The 18,372-nt window shown below is 64.8% G+C and carries 16 protein-coding genes and 1 pseudogene; 9 read left to right on the top strand and 8 right to left on the bottom strand.

Annotation, left to right across the window (positions count from 1 at the left end; translation table 11 throughout):
- Window positions 1-105 (top strand): annotated as a pseudogene (locus EN808_RS37880) (IS110 family transposase); the annotation flags it as partial.
- Between the two features lie 266 nt (window positions 106-371).
- Here EN808_RS37880 and EN808_RS33260 read toward each other — a convergent pair.
- The 3 genes from EN808_RS33260 to EN808_RS33250 all read right to left on the bottom strand — a co-directional run bounded on the left by EN808_RS33260 (window position 372) and on the right by EN808_RS33250 (window position 3,315).
- On the bottom strand, window positions 372-1,742 hold the full coding sequence (locus EN808_RS33260; RefSeq protein ID WP_135918078.1) for an ATP-binding protein: 1,371 nt from the start codon (window positions 1,740-1,742) through the stop codon (window positions 372-374).
- Entirely contained in the window at window positions 1,739-2,422 is a 684-nt protein-coding gene (locus tag EN808_RS33255; protein ID WP_135883964.1) for a winged helix-turn-helix domain-containing protein, read from the bottom strand. The genes EN808_RS33260 and EN808_RS33255 overlap by 4 nt, the downstream gene beginning before the upstream one ends.
- A 107-nt stretch (window positions 2,423-2,529) precedes the next feature.
- Window positions 2,530-3,315 carry a hypothetical protein gene (locus tag EN808_RS33250; RefSeq protein ID WP_135918077.1) on the bottom strand — a complete coding sequence of 262 codons (786 nt, stop codon included), beginning with the start codon at window positions 3,313-3,315 and terminating at the stop codon, window positions 2,530-2,532.
- A 234-nt stretch (window positions 3,316-3,549) separates the two neighbouring features.
- On the opposite strand from EN808_RS33250, the gene EN808_RS33245 reads away from it, so the two are divergent.
- Window positions 3,550-4,185 (top strand): isoprenylcysteine carboxylmethyltransferase family protein, encoded by a 636-nt coding sequence (locus tag EN808_RS33245; RefSeq protein ID WP_127278164.1) that lies wholly within the window; start codon window positions 3,550-3,552, stop codon window positions 4,183-4,185.
- Window positions 4,186-4,189: 4 nt separating this feature from the next.
- Here the strand turns inward: EN808_RS33245 and EN808_RS33240 are convergent, their stop codons facing one another.
- Entirely contained in the window at window positions 4,190-4,675 is a 486-nt protein-coding gene (locus tag EN808_RS33240; protein ID WP_127873604.1) for a hypothetical protein, read from the bottom strand.
- A 219-nt stretch (window positions 4,676-4,894) separates the two neighbouring features.
- Between EN808_RS33240 and EN808_RS33235 the strand changes: the two genes are divergently transcribed.
- The gene (locus EN808_RS33235; protein WP_135918076.1) at window positions 4,895-5,260 is read left to right on the top strand and encodes a RidA family protein; all 366 of its coding nucleotides are present in this window, start codon (window positions 4,895-4,897) and stop codon (window positions 5,258-5,260) included.
- 30 nt (window positions 5,261-5,290) lie between these two features.
- A complete protein-coding gene (locus EN808_RS33230; protein WP_135918075.1) occupies window positions 5,291-6,526 on the top strand; it encodes an amidohydrolase/deacetylase family metallohydrolase in 1,236 nt (411 codons plus the stop codon).
- 194 nt (window positions 6,527-6,720) lie between these two features.
- On the opposite strand, the gene EN808_RS33220 is transcribed toward EN808_RS33230, so the two are convergent.
- Both EN808_RS33220 and EN808_RS33210 read right to left on the bottom strand, forming a co-directional pair.
- Window positions 6,721-8,511, bottom strand: a complete 1,791-nt coding sequence (locus EN808_RS33220) for an NAD(P)/FAD-dependent oxidoreductase (RefSeq protein WP_135918074.1) — start codon at window positions 8,509-8,511, stop codon at window positions 6,721-6,723.
- Window positions 8,512-8,745: 234 nt separating this feature from the next.
- On the bottom strand, window positions 8,746-9,684 hold the full coding sequence (locus EN808_RS33210; protein ID WP_127872734.1) for a MurR/RpiR family transcriptional regulator: 939 nt from the start codon (window positions 9,682-9,684) through the stop codon (window positions 8,746-8,748).
- Window positions 9,685-9,998: 314 nt separating this feature from the next.
- Here EN808_RS33210 and EN808_RS33205 point away from each other — a divergent pair, with 314 nt between their 5' ends.
- From EN808_RS33205 to EN808_RS33180, 5 genes are all read left to right on the top strand, one after another.
- The gene (locus EN808_RS33205) at window positions 9,999-10,826 is read left to right on the top strand and encodes an ABC transporter ATP-binding protein (protein WP_135867728.1); all 828 of its coding nucleotides are present in this window, start codon (window positions 9,999-10,001) and stop codon (window positions 10,824-10,826) included.
- Entirely contained in the window at window positions 10,823-11,665 is an 843-nt protein-coding gene (locus tag EN808_RS33200; protein ID WP_127872736.1) for an ABC transporter permease, read from the top strand. The genes EN808_RS33205 and EN808_RS33200 overlap by 4 nt, the downstream gene beginning before the upstream one ends.
- A gap of 66 nt (window positions 11,666-11,731) precedes the next feature.
- On the top strand, window positions 11,732-12,895 hold the full coding sequence (locus tag EN808_RS33195; RefSeq protein WP_135918072.1) for an ABC transporter substrate-binding protein: 1,164 nt from the start codon (window positions 11,732-11,734) through the stop codon (window positions 12,893-12,895).
- 260 nt (window positions 12,896-13,155) lie between these two features.
- Window positions 13,156-14,244, top strand: a complete 1,089-nt coding sequence (locus EN808_RS33185) for a Gfo/Idh/MocA family oxidoreductase (protein ID WP_135918071.1) — start codon at window positions 13,156-13,158, stop codon at window positions 14,242-14,244.
- Between the two features lie 304 nt (window positions 14,245-14,548).
- Window positions 14,549-15,985, top strand: a complete 1,437-nt coding sequence (locus EN808_RS33180; protein ID WP_135918070.1) for an amidase — start codon at window positions 14,549-14,551, stop codon at window positions 15,983-15,985.
- A 226-nt stretch (window positions 15,986-16,211) separates the two neighbouring features.
- Here EN808_RS33180 and EN808_RS33170 read toward each other — a convergent pair whose 3' ends face one another.
- Entirely contained in the window at window positions 16,212-17,456 is a 1,245-nt protein-coding gene (locus EN808_RS33170) for a Xaa-Pro peptidase family protein (RefSeq protein WP_135918069.1), read from the bottom strand.
- A 70-nt stretch (window positions 17,457-17,526) separates the two neighbouring features.
- Window positions 17,527-18,072: an invasion associated locus B family protein gene (locus EN808_RS33165; protein ID WP_245512167.1), complete on the bottom strand. Its 546-nt coding sequence runs from the start codon at window positions 18,070-18,072 to the stop codon at window positions 17,527-17,529.
- Window positions 18,073-18,372: the final 300 nt, after the last annotated feature.

Here is an 18,372-nt window from a genome sequence, read left to right as displayed (position 1 = left end):
GGAAAGCCCAAAATGCTCATCCGCATCGCACTCGCCAGAAAACTTCTCGTCATCCTCAACGCAAAAGCACGCGACGCGAGAAGCGAATTCGCAAATGCAACTTGACACCCCAGATAGTCGCTCTCCCCCGATCGACGGGGGAGAGGAAAGGCGCCAGGCCTTTTTAGCCGTCAACGCGCGTCCAGCAACGCTCCCTTCCTTTCCCTCCGGAGGGGGGAAAGGTGGCGCTGCGAAGCAGCGACGGATTGGGGGAACCACGTGGCAATCAAGCCTCGGGCCGATCACGCCAGTCACAGAAGATGTGTTCATAGCGTAGCCAAAGCGGGGGCGAGGAACCCAAGCTGGCCTGGCCAGCACCGGCAATTTGTCGGCTAAGCCGTAGCTACGGGAAAACTCACCACCACGGCGAGGCCGGGCTTACGGTCCTCAAGCGCGATGGTCGCGCCGTGCAGATCGGCGATGGCCCGGACGAGGCTGAGGCCAAGGCCGCTGCCGGGCGTCGACCGGCTGTGATCCAGCCGGTAGAGCCGCTGAAACACTTTTTCGCGCTCGCCCGGAGGAATACCGGGGCCATTGTCGGCGACGCTGGCAAGGACACGCTCGCCCCGGCGCGTCACCGTCAGGTTGATGGTCGTGCCGGGAGGGCAATGGCGCAGCGCGTTCTCGACCAGATTGGCGAACATCTGCGTCAACAGTTCCCGGTCGCCATGGACCCGGTCCACCATTTCGTTCAGCTGCGTGGGCGACAGCACCTTCCCGTCATCCTCGGCCACGTCGGTGTAGATCTCGGCGATGGTCCGCAGGATCTCGCCGAGATCGACATCGGTGAAGCGCGCCTTGCGCGCGCCGGCCTCGATCTGGGCGATCCGCAGCAGCGCATCGAAAGTCTCGTTGATCTGGTGGCCTTCGGAACGCGCGTCGGCCAGATCGTCGGAGACGTCTTGGCGCCGCGCGGCCTTGTCGGCGGCGCTCTCCAGGATCATCTGCAGCCGGTTGAGCGGCGTCTTCAAATCGTGCGCGATGTCGGCGCTGACCTGCTTCATGCCTTCGACCAGCGCCGACAGGCGATCGAGCGCGTCATTGACCTGGCTGGAGACGATGTCGATGTCGTCGTCCTTGCCGGTCAGCGGGATGCGGGTATCCAGCCGGCCATGCGAGACGTCGACCATTGTGGCGGCAATGCCGTCGAGACGGCGCTGGACGCGCGAGGCGAGCAGGGCGCCGCCGGTGACGGCCAGGCCGGTGATGATCAGGGTCGCCCAGCCGAAGCTCATCAGCATGATCGTTTCCAGCTCCTCCGTCTCGGAGAGGCTGAAGGCGATGGTCAAGGTGTCGGCGCCGACCGAACCGGAATAGGCGCGGTATTCGGTGTCCGGGGGCATTCCGGGCATCTCGGCGCCGAACATCGAGAAGCCGTCGGGAAGTCCCGCCGCGGTGAAGTTGCCGGCCAGGCGGGTGCCGGCCGCATCGGTCAGCGAAAAGAGCTGCTCCTTCTTCGGGCTGCGCGTGGCGTGGCTCTCCACGATCTCGACCAGCTCCTTGGGATCGTTGTCGGCATAGGCTGAGGCGATGACGGCGTAGGTTTCCTTGATGGTGTCGTCAAGCTGCTCGGCGAGATCGGCGCTCATCATCTGGTAGACGATCGCGCCCGCCAGCACGAAGGCCAGCATGAACAGGAAGGCGAACGTCAGGGCGAGCCGGAACGGCGTGCTGCGCAGCAGGCGGGTCCATGCCTCCGTCATGCGGAAAGCGGCGCGTGCAGACTGTAGCCGGTGTTGCGGATGGTATGGATGAGCTGGGTTTCGAACGGCTTGTCGACCTTGGCCCGCAACCGGCTGATATGGGTTTCGACGACACTGGTCTTGGGATCGAAATGAAAGTCCCAGACGCGCTCCAGAAGCATGGTGCGGGTGATGACGCGGCCCTCGCCGCGCATCAGCACCTCCAGCAGGCTGAACTCCCTCGGCTGCAGGTCGATCGGCTGGCCCTGCCTGACGACGCGCCGCATGATGAGGTCCATCTCCAGGTCGGCAACCTTCAACACCGTCTTCTGCTCCTGCGCCGCCGGCCGCCGGCCGAGCGCATTGATGCGGGCGAGCAGCTCGGAAAAGGCGAAGGGCTTGACCAGATAGTCGTCGCCGCCGGCCTCGAGGCCCTCGACGCGGTCGTCGATGCCGCCGACGGAGGTGAGGAAAATCGCCGGCGTGCGCACGCCCGCGGCGCGGACCGCCTTGACCATCGACAGGCCGTCGAGGCCGGGGATCATGCGGTCGGCGATGATCACGTCGTAGGCGCCGCTGGTCGCCGCGAAAAGCGCGTCATGACCGTCGCGCAGGAGGTCGCAGACATGGCCGGCCTCGGTCAGCCCCCTGACGACGTAATCGGCCGTCCTTTGGTCGTCCTCGACAAGAAGAAGTCGCATCGCTGTTCCGGTTGATTGCCGATGTCGGGGGCAGGCTATCACCGGCACGGGTTGGTTCCTAGGACCGCGGTGAAGCTGGCCGATCCCGCGGCGCTCGCCGCCTGGGTTCAATCCGAGTCCAGCAACATCTCGTCGAGCTCGTCGGCATTCTTTCTCAGCGTCATGTAGAGAACCAGGGCGACGATGCAGCCGAGGAAGGCCAGGCTGGTGAAGGTGGTGCCGAAGCCGAGGCCGCCATATTCGACGGGCTGCGACAGCCAATCGCCGAAGGACGCGCCAAGCGGCCGCGTCAGGATGTAGGCGAGCCAGAAGGCCAGGATGCCGTCCAGACGGAGCAGATAGTAGGCGAGAGCGATGAGCGCGATGACGCCGCCGAACAGCAGGCCCGTGGTCAGATAGCCCATGTCGAAGCTCTCGGCGACCAGATCGCCGGCGGCGGTGCCGAGCGAGAAGGTGAAGAGGATCGCCAGCCAGTAGAAGATCTCGCGCCGGGTCGTGAAGATGGTGTGGATCGACAGCGTCCGTTCGGCTGCGTACCAGACCGCGAACGTCGCCGCGAGCACGACGCTGAAAGCAATCGTGGTCGTTTCGAGACGCACGCCGAAAGTGTCGACGAGATTGTCGGTGATCAGCGTGCCGACGACGCTGATCAGCACCACCGCCAGCCAGTAGGCCCAGGGCACGTAGCGCTTCTGCGCGAACTGGACGGCAAGGGCGACGATCAGGACGCCGGTCATGATCAGCGAGGTGACGGTCAGCCCAAGACCGAGGTTGACTGCGAGATAGTCGGCCGCCGTCTCGCCCATGGTGACGGCCATCAGCTTGATCAGCCAGAAATCGAGAGTGACGTCGGGAACCCTGTTTTGGTTTGGTGCGGTGGGAAGCGCGAGCATGGCAGATATCCCGATGTCGATGGTTGCGGTGGCGATCCGGCATCCGGACAATAGGCAAACGGCTTCACCCCAGCCTGTCCGCTGGCATACAAATTCGTAAGGATCGCTGTCGTTGACGCAAAAGGCCTTTACGAAAGCCTCGCGGTGCGCTGATAGAGGGCGAGCGCCTTGTATCCGCCATCAATGGCGTGCCCCAGTGGCCGGGCTCGCACGGAGCGCCCCAGGAAAACCCGAATGACCTACGCCTCCCTCAAGCCGGTTTCGAAGGCTTTCGATCAGCGCAAGCGGCTGATTTTCATCCGCATCGCGGCGGCGCTGGCGGTGCTGCTCCTGTTCCTGACCAAACCGGCGCTCAGCGAAGGCTCGGATGGGCACGAAACGCTCGAACTGGTCGGCTTCTGCCTGGTGCTGATCTGCGTCGTCGGCCGGCTGTGGAGCATCCTCTATGTCGGCGGCAAGAAGAATGAGGAGCTGGTTTCGACGGGACCGTTCTCGATGAGCCAGAACCCGCTCTACTTCTTCTCGACGGTCGGCGCGGTCGGCATCGGCCTGCTCTACGGCTCGCTGGTGGCCGCCGCCGCCCTTGGCGTTGCCAGCTTCCTCATCTTCCGCGTCACGGCGCGCAAGGAAGCCGAATATCTCCTGGGCAAGTTCGGCGCGGCCTATACAGCCTATATCAAGGCGACGCCCCGGTTCTGGCCGAACCCGCTGCTCTACCGCGACAATGACGAGCTGCAGTTCTCGACGCGCGCGCTGCGGCGCACCTTCTTTGACGGACTCTATTTCCTCGCCATCTTCCCGGCCATCGAGCTTATCGAGTATTTGCGGGAGACCGGCGTGATGTTCCCGGCCTTCGTCACGCTTTACTGAGCGCCTAGCCGCCCAGCGGATAGGGCATGTAGCCGACGAAGCCTGATATCTTCCAGTTCGCCCCGACCTTCCGGCAGAAATACAGCGTCTGCCATTTCAGCCGGTCGACGCTGCCGTCTGCCTTGGCGACGCTGCCGTCGAACTTCTTGTGCAGCACGGCGCGGTCGCCGTCGACATCGATGTCGCGCAGATTGGTGACGCGAAACAGCGCCTCGCGCAGCGGCTCGGCGAATTTGGTCGCCGCCGTCTCCTTGGCCTGGCGCAGCCACTCGTCGCGATAGATTTCCAGCCTGGGGAATTGCAGCCGCCAGGCATCGGCGTTGGCTAGGAAATGCGCGTGCATGCCAAAGAAGCTCTCGGCGACGAAGTCGTTCTCGACCATGGACCAGTCCTGGCCGATGAAGGCGTCGATGTCGCGCCGCACCAGCATCTCCCACAGCGCGTGGCGGTCGGCGTCGCCTGAAGGAAACGGGTTCTTGTCGAAGGTCATTGTCGGGGTCTCCGTCTCGCAAGGGCGTCTGTCCGTCGTGGCGTCGAGCCCGTCCGGCAAGCGCGTACGATGCAAGCGCTTCTGTAATAAAGCAACACGGATTTCGAAGAATGTTGCTTTCCAACAAGGCCCCTATCGGGATCGCCCCGATCGCGGTAAATCTCCCCCCAAAGCGGGGGCCGCCTCGGTGCCTCGCCGCGTCATCGGAGGAGCCATCCCGTGCCCAAGCAGACTTTTGGAACGTCCCACGTGCCGCTGTCGCCCGCCGTGCGGGCCGGCGATTTCGTCTTTATCTCGGGCCAGGTTCCGGTCGGCGGCGACGGCATCGTGGTCAAGGGTGGCATCACGGAACAGACCGAGCAGGTGCTCGCCAACGTCAAGGCCGCGCTGGCGCTGGCCGGCTGCACGATGGACGACGTGGTCAAGACCACTGTCTGGCTGGAGGATGCGCGCGACTTCGGTGCCTTCAACGCGGTCTATGCCAAGCATTTTCCAAAGAATCCGCCGGCGCGAACCACGGTCGAATCGCGGCTGATGATCGACATCAAGATCGAAGTCGAGGCCGTCGCGTACAGGCCGGCCTGAAAGACGAAGCAACAAGGCGGAGGCATCTCCATGCAATTCGACCTCCTGCTGAAGGGCGGACGGCTGATCGATCCGGCGTCCGGCATCGACGCGCCGCGCGATGTCGCCATCGCCAATGGCCGTGTCGCCGCGGTCGACGCCGACATCCCCGTGACCAGCGCCGCGCAGGTGGTCGATGCGACCGGTTGCATCGTCGCGCCCGGCCTCGTCGACCTGCACAGCCACGTCTATTGGGGCGGCACCTCGCTCGGCGTCGATGCCGACCGGCTCGCAGCGAAAAGCGGAACCACCACCTTCATCGATGCCGGCAGCGCCGGTGCGGGCAATTTTCTCGGCTTCCGCCGCCATGTCATGGAGCGCTCGAAGGTGCGCATCCTGGCCTATGTCAACGTTTCCTTTGCCGGCATTTTCGGCTTCTCGCAGACGGTGTCGGTCGGCGAATGCAGCGATCTCCGGCTTTGCGAGCCGCGCGAGGTGGTGGCCGCGGCGCGCGAGCACGCCGACGTCGTGGTCGGCGTCAAGGTCCGCTCCGGCAAGCATGCAGGCGGCACCAGCGGCATCGCGCCGGTGGATCTGGCGCTGGAGGCCGCCGACAAAGCCGGACTGCCGCTGATGGCGCATATAGACGAGCCGCCACCCGGCCGCTCCGAAGTGCTGCCGCGCCTGCGCCGGGGCGACATCCTCACCCATTGCTTCCGGCCGTTTCCCAACGCGCCGGTCTTCGCTTCCGGCATGGTGCGGCCCGACATGCGGCTGGCGCGCGAGCGCGGCGTCATCTTCGATCTCGGCCACGGCATGGGCTCGTTCGACTTCGACGTCGCGCGCGCGATGCTGGCCGAAGGGCTGGCGCCCGACGTCATTTCGAGCGACGTGCATCTCTACTGCGTCGACGGGCCGGCCTTCGACATATTGGTGTGCATGTCGAAGCTGATGGCGCTCGGCATGCCGCTGGTCGAGGTCTTGCGCGCCGCGACGCAAGCGCCGGCGCGGGCGATCGCGCGGCCGGACCTCGGCACGCTGGCGGTCGGCAGTGTCGGCGACGTCGCCGTGCTGCGGCAGCGGCCAGGCCGCTTCACCTTCGTCGACGCGGTTGGCACCTCGCTGGTCGCCGATCAGCGGCTGGTCTGCGAAGGCATTGTCATCGGCGGCACCTGGTGGCCGAACGAAGCGGTCGACGATGTCGGAGAGACCGAGCGTTTCGCGGCGCATGCGCGACATACGCATGTCGAGGTGGCGGCCCGGCATTTCGGGCACCGGCATGAATGATCAGCCAATCTCCCCCTCGTGGGGGAGATGCCCGGCAGGGCAGAGGGGGGCGCGAAGGAACGCAAACCCTGGCCATCCTGCGACCTGCAAAGAACCTGTGCCAAGCGCAATTGCAATCGGCTGAGAGGCCGGCGGGACAGCGCCCCCCTCTGGCCTGCCGGCCATCTCCCCCACGAGGGGGGAGATCAGCAGCTTCACTGCCTGGCGTTACTAGGCTTGCCATAAACCGGCGTATCGATCCCTTCCATCCGCGCCTTGATCTGCAGCGCGACATACTTCGAATAAAATCGCGACAGGGCCAGATTGCCGCCGTGGAACCATAGGGCTTCCTGTGCGGTCGGTTTCCACATGTTGCGCAATTCGCCTTGCCAGGGGCCGGGGTCGCCCTTGACGCCGGAGCCGAGGCCCCAGCAGGGGCCGACCTTGTCGGCGACCTCGCGCGAGACAAGCGCCGCCACATTCTCGTTCATCGACTGGTAGCCGGTGCAGGCGACGATGGCGTCGGCCTCGAGCTCGCTGCCGTCCTCGAACAGGATGCCTTTCGGCGTCAGTGATTTGATGGCGACGCCGCTGCGGATGCCGACCTTGCCGTCGATGATCAGGTCCGAGGCGCCGACATCGATGTAATAGCCCGAGCCGGTGCGGTAGGCCTTCATCAGCAGGCCGGTTTCGTCGTCGCCGAAATCCAGCGCGAAGCCGGAGGCGGCGAGACGCTCATAGAAGGCCGCGTCGCGCGCGCGGATGACGTCGTAGAGCGCGCGCTGGCCCTTGGGCACCAGCGCGAATGGCGTCGAGGCGACGATCATGTCGGCCTTTTCGGTGGTGATGCCGCGCGCCAGCGCATCCTCGGAGAAGATTTCGAAGCCGACCTGCATCAGCGTGTCCGACTTGACCACGGTGGTCGGCGAGCGCTGGATCATGGTGACGTCGGCGCCGCTCTCCCAGAGATCGACGCAGACGTCGTGCCCGGAGCTGGCCGCGCCGATGACGGCGACCTTTTTGCCGCGGAATTTCTCGCCGCTGGCATACTGGCTGGAATGCAGCAACTCGCCCTTGAATTGGTCCGCGCCGGGCAGCTCGATCTTGCGCGGCGGACCGTAGGCGCCGGTGGCAAAGACGATGTGCTTCGGCTTCAGCGTGATCTGACGACCGACACGATCGACCACCACGGTCCATTCTTTCTCCGCCTCGTCGTAACTGGCGCTGAGGCACCTGGTGGCGACCCAGTAATTCAGCTCCATGACGCGCGTGTACATCTCCAGCCAGTCGCCCATCTTGTCCTTGGGCGTGAAGACGGGCCAGTTGTCGGGGAACGGGATGTAGGGCAGATGGTCGTACCAGACCGGGTCGTGCAGCACGAGGGTGCGATAGCGGTTGCGCCAGGAATCGCCCGGCCTTGCGTTCTTCTCGATGACGATGGTGGGCACGCCGAGCTGACGCAGCCGTGCGCCGAGCATGATACCGCCTTGGCCGCCGCCGATGACCAGGCAATAGGGCTGCTCCGAGACGCCGAGCTCGCGCGTCTCGCGTGCCCGCGCCTCCGACCAGGTCTCGCGTTCGGGATCGGCCTTGTGGCGCACGCCGAGCGGCCGCGTCGGTCCCTTGCGCTCCTCGAACCCCGTGAGGTCGGTCATCGCCGTGAACAGGGTGCGGCAGCGGCCATCGCGCAGACGCATGATGCCTTGTCCCGTGGCCACCGCCGTTTCGAAGGTGAACCAGGCCTCGATGGTGCCTTCATCCGAGGTCGCTTCGCCGGTGATCCGCCAGCCGGTTGGCCTGGTCGTCGCCAAAGTCGACTTCAGCATGCCGGCGATGGCCGCGCGGCCTTCCATGGTGGTGACGTTCCACGTGAAGGTCAGCAGGTCGCGCCAGTAGCAATCGTCGACGAACAGGTTGCTTGCGGCCGACACGTCGCCGGATTCGAGCGCCTGCGCCAGGGATGCGAGCCATGCGGCTGCCTGTTTGGATGGTGACATTTCGAGCATCTGTTTTCTTTCTTTCCTTTCACATTGGCGCCGTCCGGTCTTCCCTTCTCCCCTTGTGGGAGAAGGTGGCCTCGCAAAGCGAGGTCGGATGAGGGGTGCTCCACCTTGGCGCCGACGGCATTCCGGCACCCACCCCTCATCCGTCTCGGCGCTGCGCGCCGATCCACCCCCGGGGCGAGCCACCGGTCTCGCCCGTCCTTCGGACCCCACAAGGGGAGAAGGAAGAACGCCTCATCAATCTCCGAGCGGCTCCATTTCCTTGCCCGTGCGGTGGATCTGGGCGTTGTATTTGATGCGGCGGACCGTCTCGCGGGCCGAGCCGTCGAGTTTGTAGGCCGATGCGACCGCCAAAAGGTCGATCATTGCCAGGAAGGCATAGCGCGAGGCGGTCGGCTTCAGCGTGTCGGGATATTCGGGCACGGCGACCGTCAGCCTGACGTCGCAGGCACGGGCGAGCTCGGTGTCGGGCGCAGTCACGGCGATCGCGTTGGCACGGTAGTGTTTGGCCAGTTCGACGGCCTCGATCACTTCGCGGGTTCGCCCGGTCGCGGAGATGGCGATCACCAGGTCGCTGGGCTTCAGCGTCGAGGCGGTCATGCGCATCAGGTAGGGGTCGCATTGGGCGCTGATCGAGATGCCATAGCGAAACAGCCGGTACTGCGTCTCCTGCGCCAGCGCCGAAGAGCTGCCGCCGAGCCCGAACACGGTGACCTGGCGGGCCCGGGCGATCAGCTCGGCCGCCTTTTCCAGCTCACCCGGATCGAGCTGCCGCTCGGCCTCCTGCAGTGCCCGCCGCGCTTCGCCGAACACGGCGTTCCAGAACGGCATGCCGGTGTCGCCCTCCCTGGCCGGCGAGGTGTCCAGATAGAGCGCGCCGACGACGAGGCTCTGTGCCAGCTTCAGCTTGAAGTCGCGCACGCCCTCGCAGCCGATGGCGCGGCAGAAACGTGTCACCGTCGGCTCGCTGACGCCGGCGCGCTGGGCCAGCGCCGCGTTGGAGGCGTCGACCGCGTATTTGACATTTTCGAGCACGACATCGGCGACGCGGCGTTCGGCCGGGCGCAATTCCGCGTAGGAATCCTTGACGAGCGAGATGATGTCGGGAATGCGCCGGACGGGCTCGCCCCCGGCTCCTTCTTCGTCCACGATCGGATGGCTGGCAGCTTCGGTCATGAAGGCGGTGTTCCCTAGCCCGTTTTCGACCTGACCTCTTAACATGTTTGCACGCCGTCGTTCCATGCGCCCGGCACTGTTGCAGCCGATCCGTGCCGCAAGGACGGCGCCGTGTGCGCCTATCTAACTATGTAGGAAAGCAACAAGGATTTCAAGGCAAAGAAAACGTGGCAAAAACAATCGGATAACTTGCATCTACGATTTTGATGATACGCTTACCACCACCGGCGCTTGACAGCAAAGTAGGATAGTTACACACTGATTTCTGGCAGTCTGATGACCTATTGGATCATCACGCAATCTCCGAGGGGCGGATGAACGCGGGCGAAGCAACAACGCCGAAGCTTGGCGTGCAGGCAGCGACCAAGATCTATCACACGGCGTCCGGCGACCTCCTGGCGCTGGACCGCTGCAGCCTCGACGTCAGGGCCAATGAAATCGTCTCGATCGTCGGCCCGTCGGGTTGCGGCAAGACCACCCTTCTGTGGTCGATGTCGGGCCTGCACAGCCTGACCAGCGGCGAGATCCGGCTCGATGGCAAGGCGATCACCGGGCCACATCCCGATATCGGCATCGTCTTCCAGGAAGCCAACCTTCTGCCGTGGCGCAATCTCGACGCCAACATCCGCTTTCCCTTCGAGATCAAGGGCGAAAAACCCGACCGCGCCTGGATCGCGCACCTCCTGAACCGCGTCGGCCTCGATGGTTTCGGCGGCAAGTTCCCGCGCGAGCTTTCGGGCGGCATGCAGCAGCGCGCGGCGATCGTGCGGGCGCTGGCACTGAAGCCTTCGGTGCTGCTGATGGACGAGCCGTTCGGCGCGCTCGACAGTTTTACCCGCGAGGAGATGAACCGGCTGGTCGAGGAGATCTGGCTCGACACCAAGACCACCATCGTCTTCATCACCCACTCGATCGAGGAAGCGATTTTTCTCTCCGACCGCGTGGTCGTGCTGAGCGCGCGGCCGGGCAAAGTCGCCAAGGAATATCGCGTGCCGTTCGCGCGGCCGCGTTCGCTGGAGATCATGGCGACGAAGGAGGTTTTCGACCTCACCAACCGGATCAAGATGGACATTGTCGGTGAGCGCACCAGGCCGAAGGCGCCGGAACGCCCGAGCGCCGAGATCGTGAGGATCAGGCCGTGAGCGACGCCATCCCGGAATTCTCCAAGGCCAAGTCGGGTGATGGACAGGACGTCAGCCTGACCAACCTCTCGGCCTTCGCCAGCGGCCCCGGCATCAAGTCCGGGAAAGAGGTGGCGGCTATCGTCGCCGTCGCCGTCTTCATCATCGGCGGCATCGAACTGGCGCTGCGGCTGTTTCATGTGCCGCTCTACATCATGCCGCCGCCGAGTTCGATCGCCTATGCGCTGTTCGACGAGTTTCCGCTGATCGCGCCGCATCTCGGCTACACGCTGGTCGAGCTGGTGTCCGGCTTTGCCATCGGCGCGGTGATCGGGCTGGTGCTGGCCGCCGTCATCACCCAGTTCCCCTTCGCGGAAAAGATCGTCGCGCCCTACATATTGCTGCTGGTCACCACGCCGATGCTGGCGCTGGTGCCGCTTTTGATCCTGCGCTTCGGCTTTGGCTACACGCCGCGCATCATCGCGGTGGCGCTGGCCGCCGGGCCGATGGTGATGATCAACGCCGCCACCGGCTTTCGCCGCGTCGACAGCGCCAAGATCGCGCTGGCACGGTCCTACGGCGCCAGCACCTTGCAGATCTTCTGGAAGATCCGCGCGCCGATGGCGCTGCCGATGATCCTGGTCGGGCTGATGATCGGCGCCATCTTCGGCCTGCTCACCGCGGTCGGCGCCGAGATGGTGGGCGGCGGCTTCGGCCTCGGCAACCGGCTCACCACCTATTCGTCGATGATCCAGATGCCACAGTTCTTCGCCGTGGTGCTGATCCTGTCGATGCTCGGCATCCTGATCTACGTGCTGTTCTTCCTCATCGGCAAGAAATGGGCGAGCTGGGAGGCTTGAGCAGAGGGCAATGACCGCGCCCCGGAGGAGGGCGCCTGACCAACATCAAACAAAAAGGGGAATGCCATGACCAACGACAATTTCATCCACCAGGCGGGAATGAGCCGCCGTACCTTCCTGCAGGTCACCGGCGCCGGGTTGGTGACGGCGACCGCGCTCGGCGCGTCGGGCCTCAAGGCCAAAGCCGAGGCCTATGGAAAATTCACCTGGATCTCGCCGCGCGGCACGCTCGAAGTGCTCGACGATTATCCCTACTGGGCGGCCAAGAAGGCCGGCTATTTCGACGGGCTCGACACCGACATGCAGCCGGGACCGTCCGACGGCACGGCAACCGTGAAGTTCGTCGATGTCGGCCAGGCCGACATGGGCTTTCCCTCGCCCGGCGTGTTCTCCTTCGCCATCCAGAACGGCATGAAGCTGAAGTCGGTGTTCCACATGGGCGCGCGCGACACGTTCTCCATCGCCTTCCGCAAGGGCGAGGGCTCGAATGACCTGAAGAAGCTCGAAGGCAAGACTATCCTGCTCGGTTCCGCCGCCTGGCAGTCGATCACCGATCCGCTGCTGGCCGCGCAAGGCGTCGACATCAAGAAGGTCAAATATGTCGAGGCCGGCTGGCCGACCTGGGGCACCGCGCTGGCCGGCGGCCAGGGCGACGCGGCGCTGTCATGGGAAGGCTTGCGCGCCGAATGGATCGCCAAGGGCCTCGACTTCGAATACTGGCTCGGCGTGAAGAACTCCAAGCTGCCGGCGAACACCTTCGTCGTGCGCGCCGCCGATCTTGCCGATCCCGACAAGAAGGCGTTCCTGGAAAAGTACCTGCGCGGCTGGGCGATGGGCCTGGAGTTCGGTTATCAAAATCCGCGCGCGGCGGTCGAAGCGGTGTTCGAGCAGTTCCCGACGCTGGCCAAGAATCTCGGGCCGGAACTCGGCACCACGTCGATCCTGCAGCAGATCAACGTCTTCCGTGGCGACATGGACAAGCGCGGCGGCTGGGGTTCGCACGACATGGCGAGCTGGCAGGGCTTCTTCGACGAGATCCACAAGATCGGCCAGATCACCAACCCGGTGAAGGCCGAGGATGTCTGCACCAACGATCTCATTCCCGCGGCCAACGGCTTCGACAAGGCCAAGATCAAGGCCGATGCCGACGGCGTCAAACTGTCGGAAGGCTTCGCCGCGCTCGATGTCGAGAAGATCAAAGCGCATCTGTTCGATTCCGCGGTCAAGTAGCACCGGCAATTGCCGAAGTCGGCGCCGCCCCTCACCTGCCGGCCGGCATCCTCTCCCCGTAACGGGGAGAGGGGCGCTCGCGTCGATGATTTCGCCAATCGCTAACGTTGCGGCCAGCTACTTTCTCCCCGTCACTATACGGGGAGAAATGCCCGGCAGGGCAATGAGGGGCGGCGCCAACCTGGCGTGATTTGCTCTGGACGAAGCAACAAGGGCGGCAGCGCGCCGCGCACGATTCAATCAGGAACTGGGAGGCTGATGTGGCCGACAAGGTAAAAGTGCTGGTGGTGGGTCTGGGCAATATGGGCGCGTCGCACGCCAGCGCCTATCACCGCTCCGAGGGTTTTCAGATCGTCGGCATCATGAGCCGCTCGATCAAGAGCAACACCAAGATCCCGGCCGAACTTGCCGGCTATCCGCTCTACGAGGATTTCGACCTGGCGCTGAAGGAGACGAAGCCGGACGCCGTCTCGATCAACAGCTGGCCCAACACGCATGCCGAATACGCGCTGAAGGCGATCGCGGCGAACTGCCATGTGTTCATGGAAAAGCCGCTCGCCACCAACATCGAGGATGCCGAGAAGGTGGTGGCCGCCGCGCGGGCGAAAAACCGCAAGCTGGTGCTCGGCTATATCCTGCGCGTCCATCCCTCGTGGATCAAATTCATCGAGGTCGGCAAGACGCTCGGCAAGCCGCTGGTGATGCGGCTCAACCTCAATCAGCAGAGCAGCGGCAGCGCCTGGCACTGGCACAAGAACCTGATCGATTCGCTGATCCCGATCGTCGATTGCGGCGTGCATTATGTCGACGTCATGTGCCAGTTGACCGGCGCGAAGCCGGTCCGCGTGCACGGTATCGGCGCAAAGCTGTGGGCAGAGGCCGACAAGCAGAATTACGGCCATCTCCACGTCACCTTCGATGACGGCTCGGTCGGCTGGTACGAGGCCGGCTGGGGGCCGATGATGAGCGAGACGGCCTATTTCGTGAAGGACGTCGTGGGGCCGAAGGGTGCGGTGTCGATCGTCGCCGGGCAAGCCGGCGGCACCGCCTCCGAGGCTGAAGTGTCGAACTCCGCCGACATCGATCGCCACACCAAGACCGATGCGCTGAAGATCCACTATGCCGCGGTCGACGGCGACAAGAATTTCAAGAAACCGGACGAGATCGTCAGCATGGAGGACGAGCCCGGCCATCAGGAATTGTGCGACCGCGAGCAGGCCTTCTTCCTGAGCGCTATCCGCGAGGACCTCGATCTGACCGAGCAGATGGACGCGGCGGTCAACAGCTTGCGCATCGTGCTCGCGGCGGAACAGAGCATCGAGCTGGGGCGGACGGTCGAGCTGGGCTGACGCAAATCCGGCCGCTGGCGCTGGAGGAGGTGCCGGCACGGCCTGATCTTCCAGGGCAAAGATTGGAGCCTCCACAGGGACAATCGTTTCAGGTTCGCGCTGCCCCTCATTGCCCTGCCGGGCATTTCTCCCCGTATAGGGACGGGGAGAAAAACGCGGTCGCTGATGATTTCGCCAATCACCAGCGTTGCAGAAAGAGCGCCGACGATCGCGACAGCCCCCTTCTCCCCGTCACTATACGGGGAGAAGGTGCCGGCAGGCGGATGAGGGGCGGCGCCAGCCTTGGCAAATTTGGGAGAGAGACATGATCACCGACAGTCTGTTGAAAACCTACGCTGACTCAGACGCGCTTGACCTGGCCGCGCTGGTGCGTGGCGGCCAGGTTTCGCCGGCGGAGCTGGTCGAGGCGGCGATCACGCTGGTCGAGCGGCTCAATCCGGCGCTCAACGCGGTCATCCACCGCCTCTACGACATGGCGCGCGCGCAGGCCGCGACGGTCGACAAATCGGCTCCCTTTGCCGGCGTACCATTCCTGCTCAAGGAACTGGCCTCCTCCTGGACAGGCGCGCCGAACACCAATTCCTGCCTCTATCTGAAAGACGTCGTCGCCGACTTCGACACCGAAGTCGTTCGCCGCATGAAGGCGGCGGGACTGGTGCTGGTCGGCAAGTCGAACGCGCCCGAAAACGGCTGGTCGATCACGACGGAGCCAAAACTCTACGGCACGACGAAGAACCCGTGGAAGGAAGGCATCACGCCCGGTGGATCGAGCGGCGGTGCGGCGGCGGCCATCGCCTCGCGCATGGTGCCGATCGCGGAAGCCAGCGACGGCGCCGGCTCGATCCGCATTCCCGCCTCCTGTTGTGGCATTGTGGGTCTGAAGCCGTCGCGTGGCCGCGTCAGCCTCGCGCCATTCGGCGACTATTGGTATGGCGGCGCCTATTTTCTCTGCTGCTCGCGCACGGTGCGCGACACGGCGGCCTATCTCGACGCCGTCGCCGGCGCGCTGCCCGGCGACCCCTACACGCCGCCGGTGCCGGATGCGTCCTGGCTCAGCCTGTCGGCGAGCGCGCCGAAAAGATTGCGCATCGGCTTCACCGTCACGCCGCCCAATGGCACGGCCATCGATCCGGAGGTGAAGGCTGCGGTGCTGGCGACCGTGGCGACGCTCGAGCGGCTTGGCCATGACGTCGACGAGCACGACATGCCGCTCGATGCCAACGGCGTGTGGACGACCTACACCAACATGACCTGCGTGCAGACGGCGGCGACCTTCGACTATCTCGAAACGGTGATCGGCCGGCCGGTAACGCCTGGCGATGTCGAGGCGGTGACCTGGGCGATCATCGAGCGCGGCCGCGCCACCAGCGGCATCAGGCACATCTGCGATGTCGAGCAGCTCAGGCAGGTCGGCCGCGACATTGTCGGCGACCTCAATGGCTACGATCTTTTCGTCACGCCAACCTTGACGCAATTGCCGCGCCCGTTCGGCTATTACGACATGTCGGAGACGGACATCGACCGCTACAACGCCAAATGGACGGACGCCGTCTTTGCCTTCCCGTTCAACATTTCAGGCCAGCCGGCGATCTCGCTGCCGCTCGGCTGGTCGAAAGGCGGCGTGCCGATCGGCGTGCAGCTGGTCGGCCGCTACGGCGACGAGGCGACAGTGCTGGCGGCGTCGGCGCAGCTCGAGCAAGCGATGCCTTGGAGGGATCGCAGGCCGCCGGTGAGTGCTTAGCAGCCAAGGGCCTAAGCATCGGCGTTCGCGCTCTACGGCGCCCCCCTCTGGCCTGCCGGGCATCTCCCCCACGGGTGGGGAGATTGGCGGCTTCGGCGCCGGCTCCTCTTCTTGCCATGTTGAAGATTGGCGACGGCGGCTACGACAGTCGATCTCCCCCCTCGTGGGGGAGATGCCCGGCAGGGCAGAGGGGGGCGCCGTAGAGTGCCAACGGCGATAGGGACCGCTACCCAATTCTCTCCAGCCGCCTCGGCAGCCGGTTCATGGCGACCGGTCCATCCGGCGTGATCAGGAACTGGTCCTCGAGGTTGAAACTGGCGACGCCGTCGATGTAGAGCGGGATCTCGAAGGCCAGCACCATGCCTGGCTCGATCACGACATCGCTGCCGGCCGCGATGAACGGCCATTGTTCGGAAAAAACCGACTGGCCGACGCCGTGGCCGAAATGGCCGCGGCGGTAGGAGCGCAGGCCTTGCCGGGCCAGGCTGTCGGTGGCGACGCGATGCACATGGGCGAGCGTGTTTCCGGGGACAAGCTCGGCCAGGCCATCCTCGAAGGCGCGCTCGGCGATGGCGTGCAGTTCGGACTGATCGGCAGAAGGCGGGCCGAAGGTGAAGTTGCGCGACATGTCGGAGGCGTAGCCGCCGACCGTGCAGACCATGTCGCATTTCAGCGGATCGCCAGCCACGGCCCTGGCTTCGGCGCCCTTGGCCCGGGCACCCAGCGTCATATATTCGGCCGTGATGACCGGATGCGAAAGCCCGGCCGCCGCCGTGGCGACGCCTTGCCGGTAGAGCGCGACGAGGTCGCCCTGACGCATGCCGGCCATGGCATCGACCTGCAGCCGTTCCAGGCCGGCCTCGGACAGGAGGATGCCTTGCCGCAGGAGGTCGATCTCGCGCTGCGACTTGACGGCGCGCAGCCGGTCCAGCACGGGCGAGCCGTCGACGACGGGGCAGTTCGGCAACAACGCCCGGATGACGGCAAAATCGGCGGCGGCAATGAAGTCGAGGTCGAGGCCGAGCGTGGCGCGCTCCAGCCCGAAATCGAGAAGCATGGCTTGCAGCTGGCGCACTGAGCCGGCGAGATCGAAAGTGGCGGACCGCGAGAAATCCGGCGCGCGGTCGAGCGAAGCCAGGCCAGCCTCGATACGCTCCGCCAGAGGAAGGCTGTGAGGCCCTGTCTCGACCGGCGCGGATTCGATCCAGATCGGGTGCGAACGCACAACCATTTCGGGCGCCGAGGTCCGCAGCTGCGCCGCGTTGAAGTCCGCGACCACGACGCCGATCGGCAGGTCCTGACGGGCGGGGATGACGACGAAGCCGGCGCCGGCGCGCCGGAACAGGCCGGCCGGGCCGATCGACGCGCCGGTCGCATAATGGAAGGCCTCGGGCGCGCAGAGCACCAGCGCCGCGATGCCGGCGCGTTGCATCAAATGTGTGGCGCGCTGGCGATCGACAAAGCCCGTCATGAAATTTCTCCATATGCCCGAACCGGCAACGGAGCATTAAGGGTGCGGACAATCAAGCGGCCGACAATGGCTACTTGATCGATTCCAGCTTGGTCAGCGCGGCGGTGAAGCCGGCCAGCGATACCGGGATGGTGACCGGCTTGCGGGTGACGGATTCCATGCCGATGTTCAGATTGGTTCCCGATTTCATCGCCTTGACCAGATCCGGCGGCAGCGGCGTGGCGGCATAGGCGCCGTTCTGGTCGCTGGTCTGGATGGCGATGGTCGTCTTCTGGCCCTGGTCGACCTGATAGCTGGCGCCGGACGGCAGGAACAGGCCGTGCGGCAAAGCGAGCAGCATGGCAAGGCTGCCATTGGCATTGTCGCGGCGCACCGTCACGGTGAGCACGCGCTGTCCTGTCTTGGCTTCGGTCAGGTTCTGCGACAGCTGGCATTGAAGCTCGGCGTTCGCCGAGCCGCTGGAGCAGTTCACCGCCCAGGGATTGGCGTCGGCCGGCTTGGGCGGGGCCGATTGGGGCTGGGCTGGTTGGGGCTGGGCCGGCTTGGCCGCGTCCTCGGCAAGTGCGGGTCCAGCGACCGACAGGATGAGCCACAGAGTGACAATACCTACGGCCAAGCCTGAAATATTAGCTCTCGCTAAAGCAACTGTCATATTCCTTGTGCCCCGGCTGGTATTCCCGCAGTACGGCTTGATACAACACTCCAACCCGGCCTGGAAGCCGCGAGTCTAGCCAAGCAAGCCGGCAAATTTACTGTGTCCATATTGCCACAGGGAAGAACTTTGGCGGACGACCACAGCAGCCGGATCTTTAGGGACTCGCTATACAATAGAATTCCAGTAAATATCGGCACGCGGGACGTGTTGTCCCAGAAGGGCTCGCCAGGGGATGGGAACTACCGAGAAGTCTCGGCAAGT

This window comes from Mesorhizobium sp. M8A.F.Ca.ET.165.01.1.1, assembly GCF_004792065.1.
Lineage (GTDB): Bacteria > Pseudomonadota > Alphaproteobacteria > Rhizobiales > Rhizobiaceae > Mesorhizobium.
The sequence above is the reverse complement of the archived record's forward strand: the minus strand, read 5'-3'. Positions and strand labels throughout refer to the sequence as shown.

Bases quoted from the DNA above. Each gene is read 5' to 3' on its own strand.
- EN808_RS33260 (WP_135918078.1), bottom strand. From the start codon at position 1,742: ATGACGGAGGCATGGACCCGCCTGCTGCGCAGCACGCCGTTCCGGCTC.
- EN808_RS33255 (WP_135883964.1), bottom strand. From the start codon at position 2,422: ATGCGACTTCTTCTTGTCGAGGACGACCAAAGGACGGCCGATTACGTC.
- EN808_RS33250 (WP_135918077.1), bottom strand. From the start codon at position 3,315: ATGCTCGCGCTTCCCACCGCACCAAACCAAAACAGGGTTCCCGACGTC.
- EN808_RS33245 (WP_127278164.1), top strand. From the start codon at position 3,550: ATGACCTACGCCTCCCTCAAGCCGGTTTCGAAGGCTTTCGATCAGCGC.
- EN808_RS33240 (WP_127873604.1), bottom strand. From the start codon at position 4,675: ATGACCTTCGACAAGAACCCGTTTCCTTCAGGCGACGCCGACCGCCAC.
- EN808_RS33230 (WP_135918075.1), top strand. From the start codon at position 5,291: ATGCAATTCGACCTCCTGCTGAAGGGCGGACGGCTGATCGATCCGGCG.
- EN808_RS33220 (WP_135918074.1), bottom strand. From the start codon at position 8,511: ATGCTCGAAATGTCACCATCCAAACAGGCAGCCGCATGGCTCGCATCC.
- EN808_RS33210 (WP_127872734.1), bottom strand. From the start codon at position 9,684: ATGACCGAAGCTGCCAGCCATCCGATCGTGGACGAAGAAGGAGCCGGG.
- EN808_RS33205 (WP_135867728.1), top strand. From the start codon at position 9,999: ATGAACGCGGGCGAAGCAACAACGCCGAAGCTTGGCGTGCAGGCAGCG.
- EN808_RS33195 (WP_135918072.1), top strand. From the start codon at position 11,732: ATGACCAACGACAATTTCATCCACCAGGCGGGAATGAGCCGCCGTACC.
- EN808_RS33180 (WP_135918070.1), top strand. From the start codon at position 14,549: ATGATCACCGACAGTCTGTTGAAAACCTACGCTGACTCAGACGCGCTT.
- EN808_RS33170 (WP_135918069.1), bottom strand. From the start codon at position 17,456: ATGACGGGCTTTGTCGATCGCCAGCGCGCCACACATTTGATGCAACGC.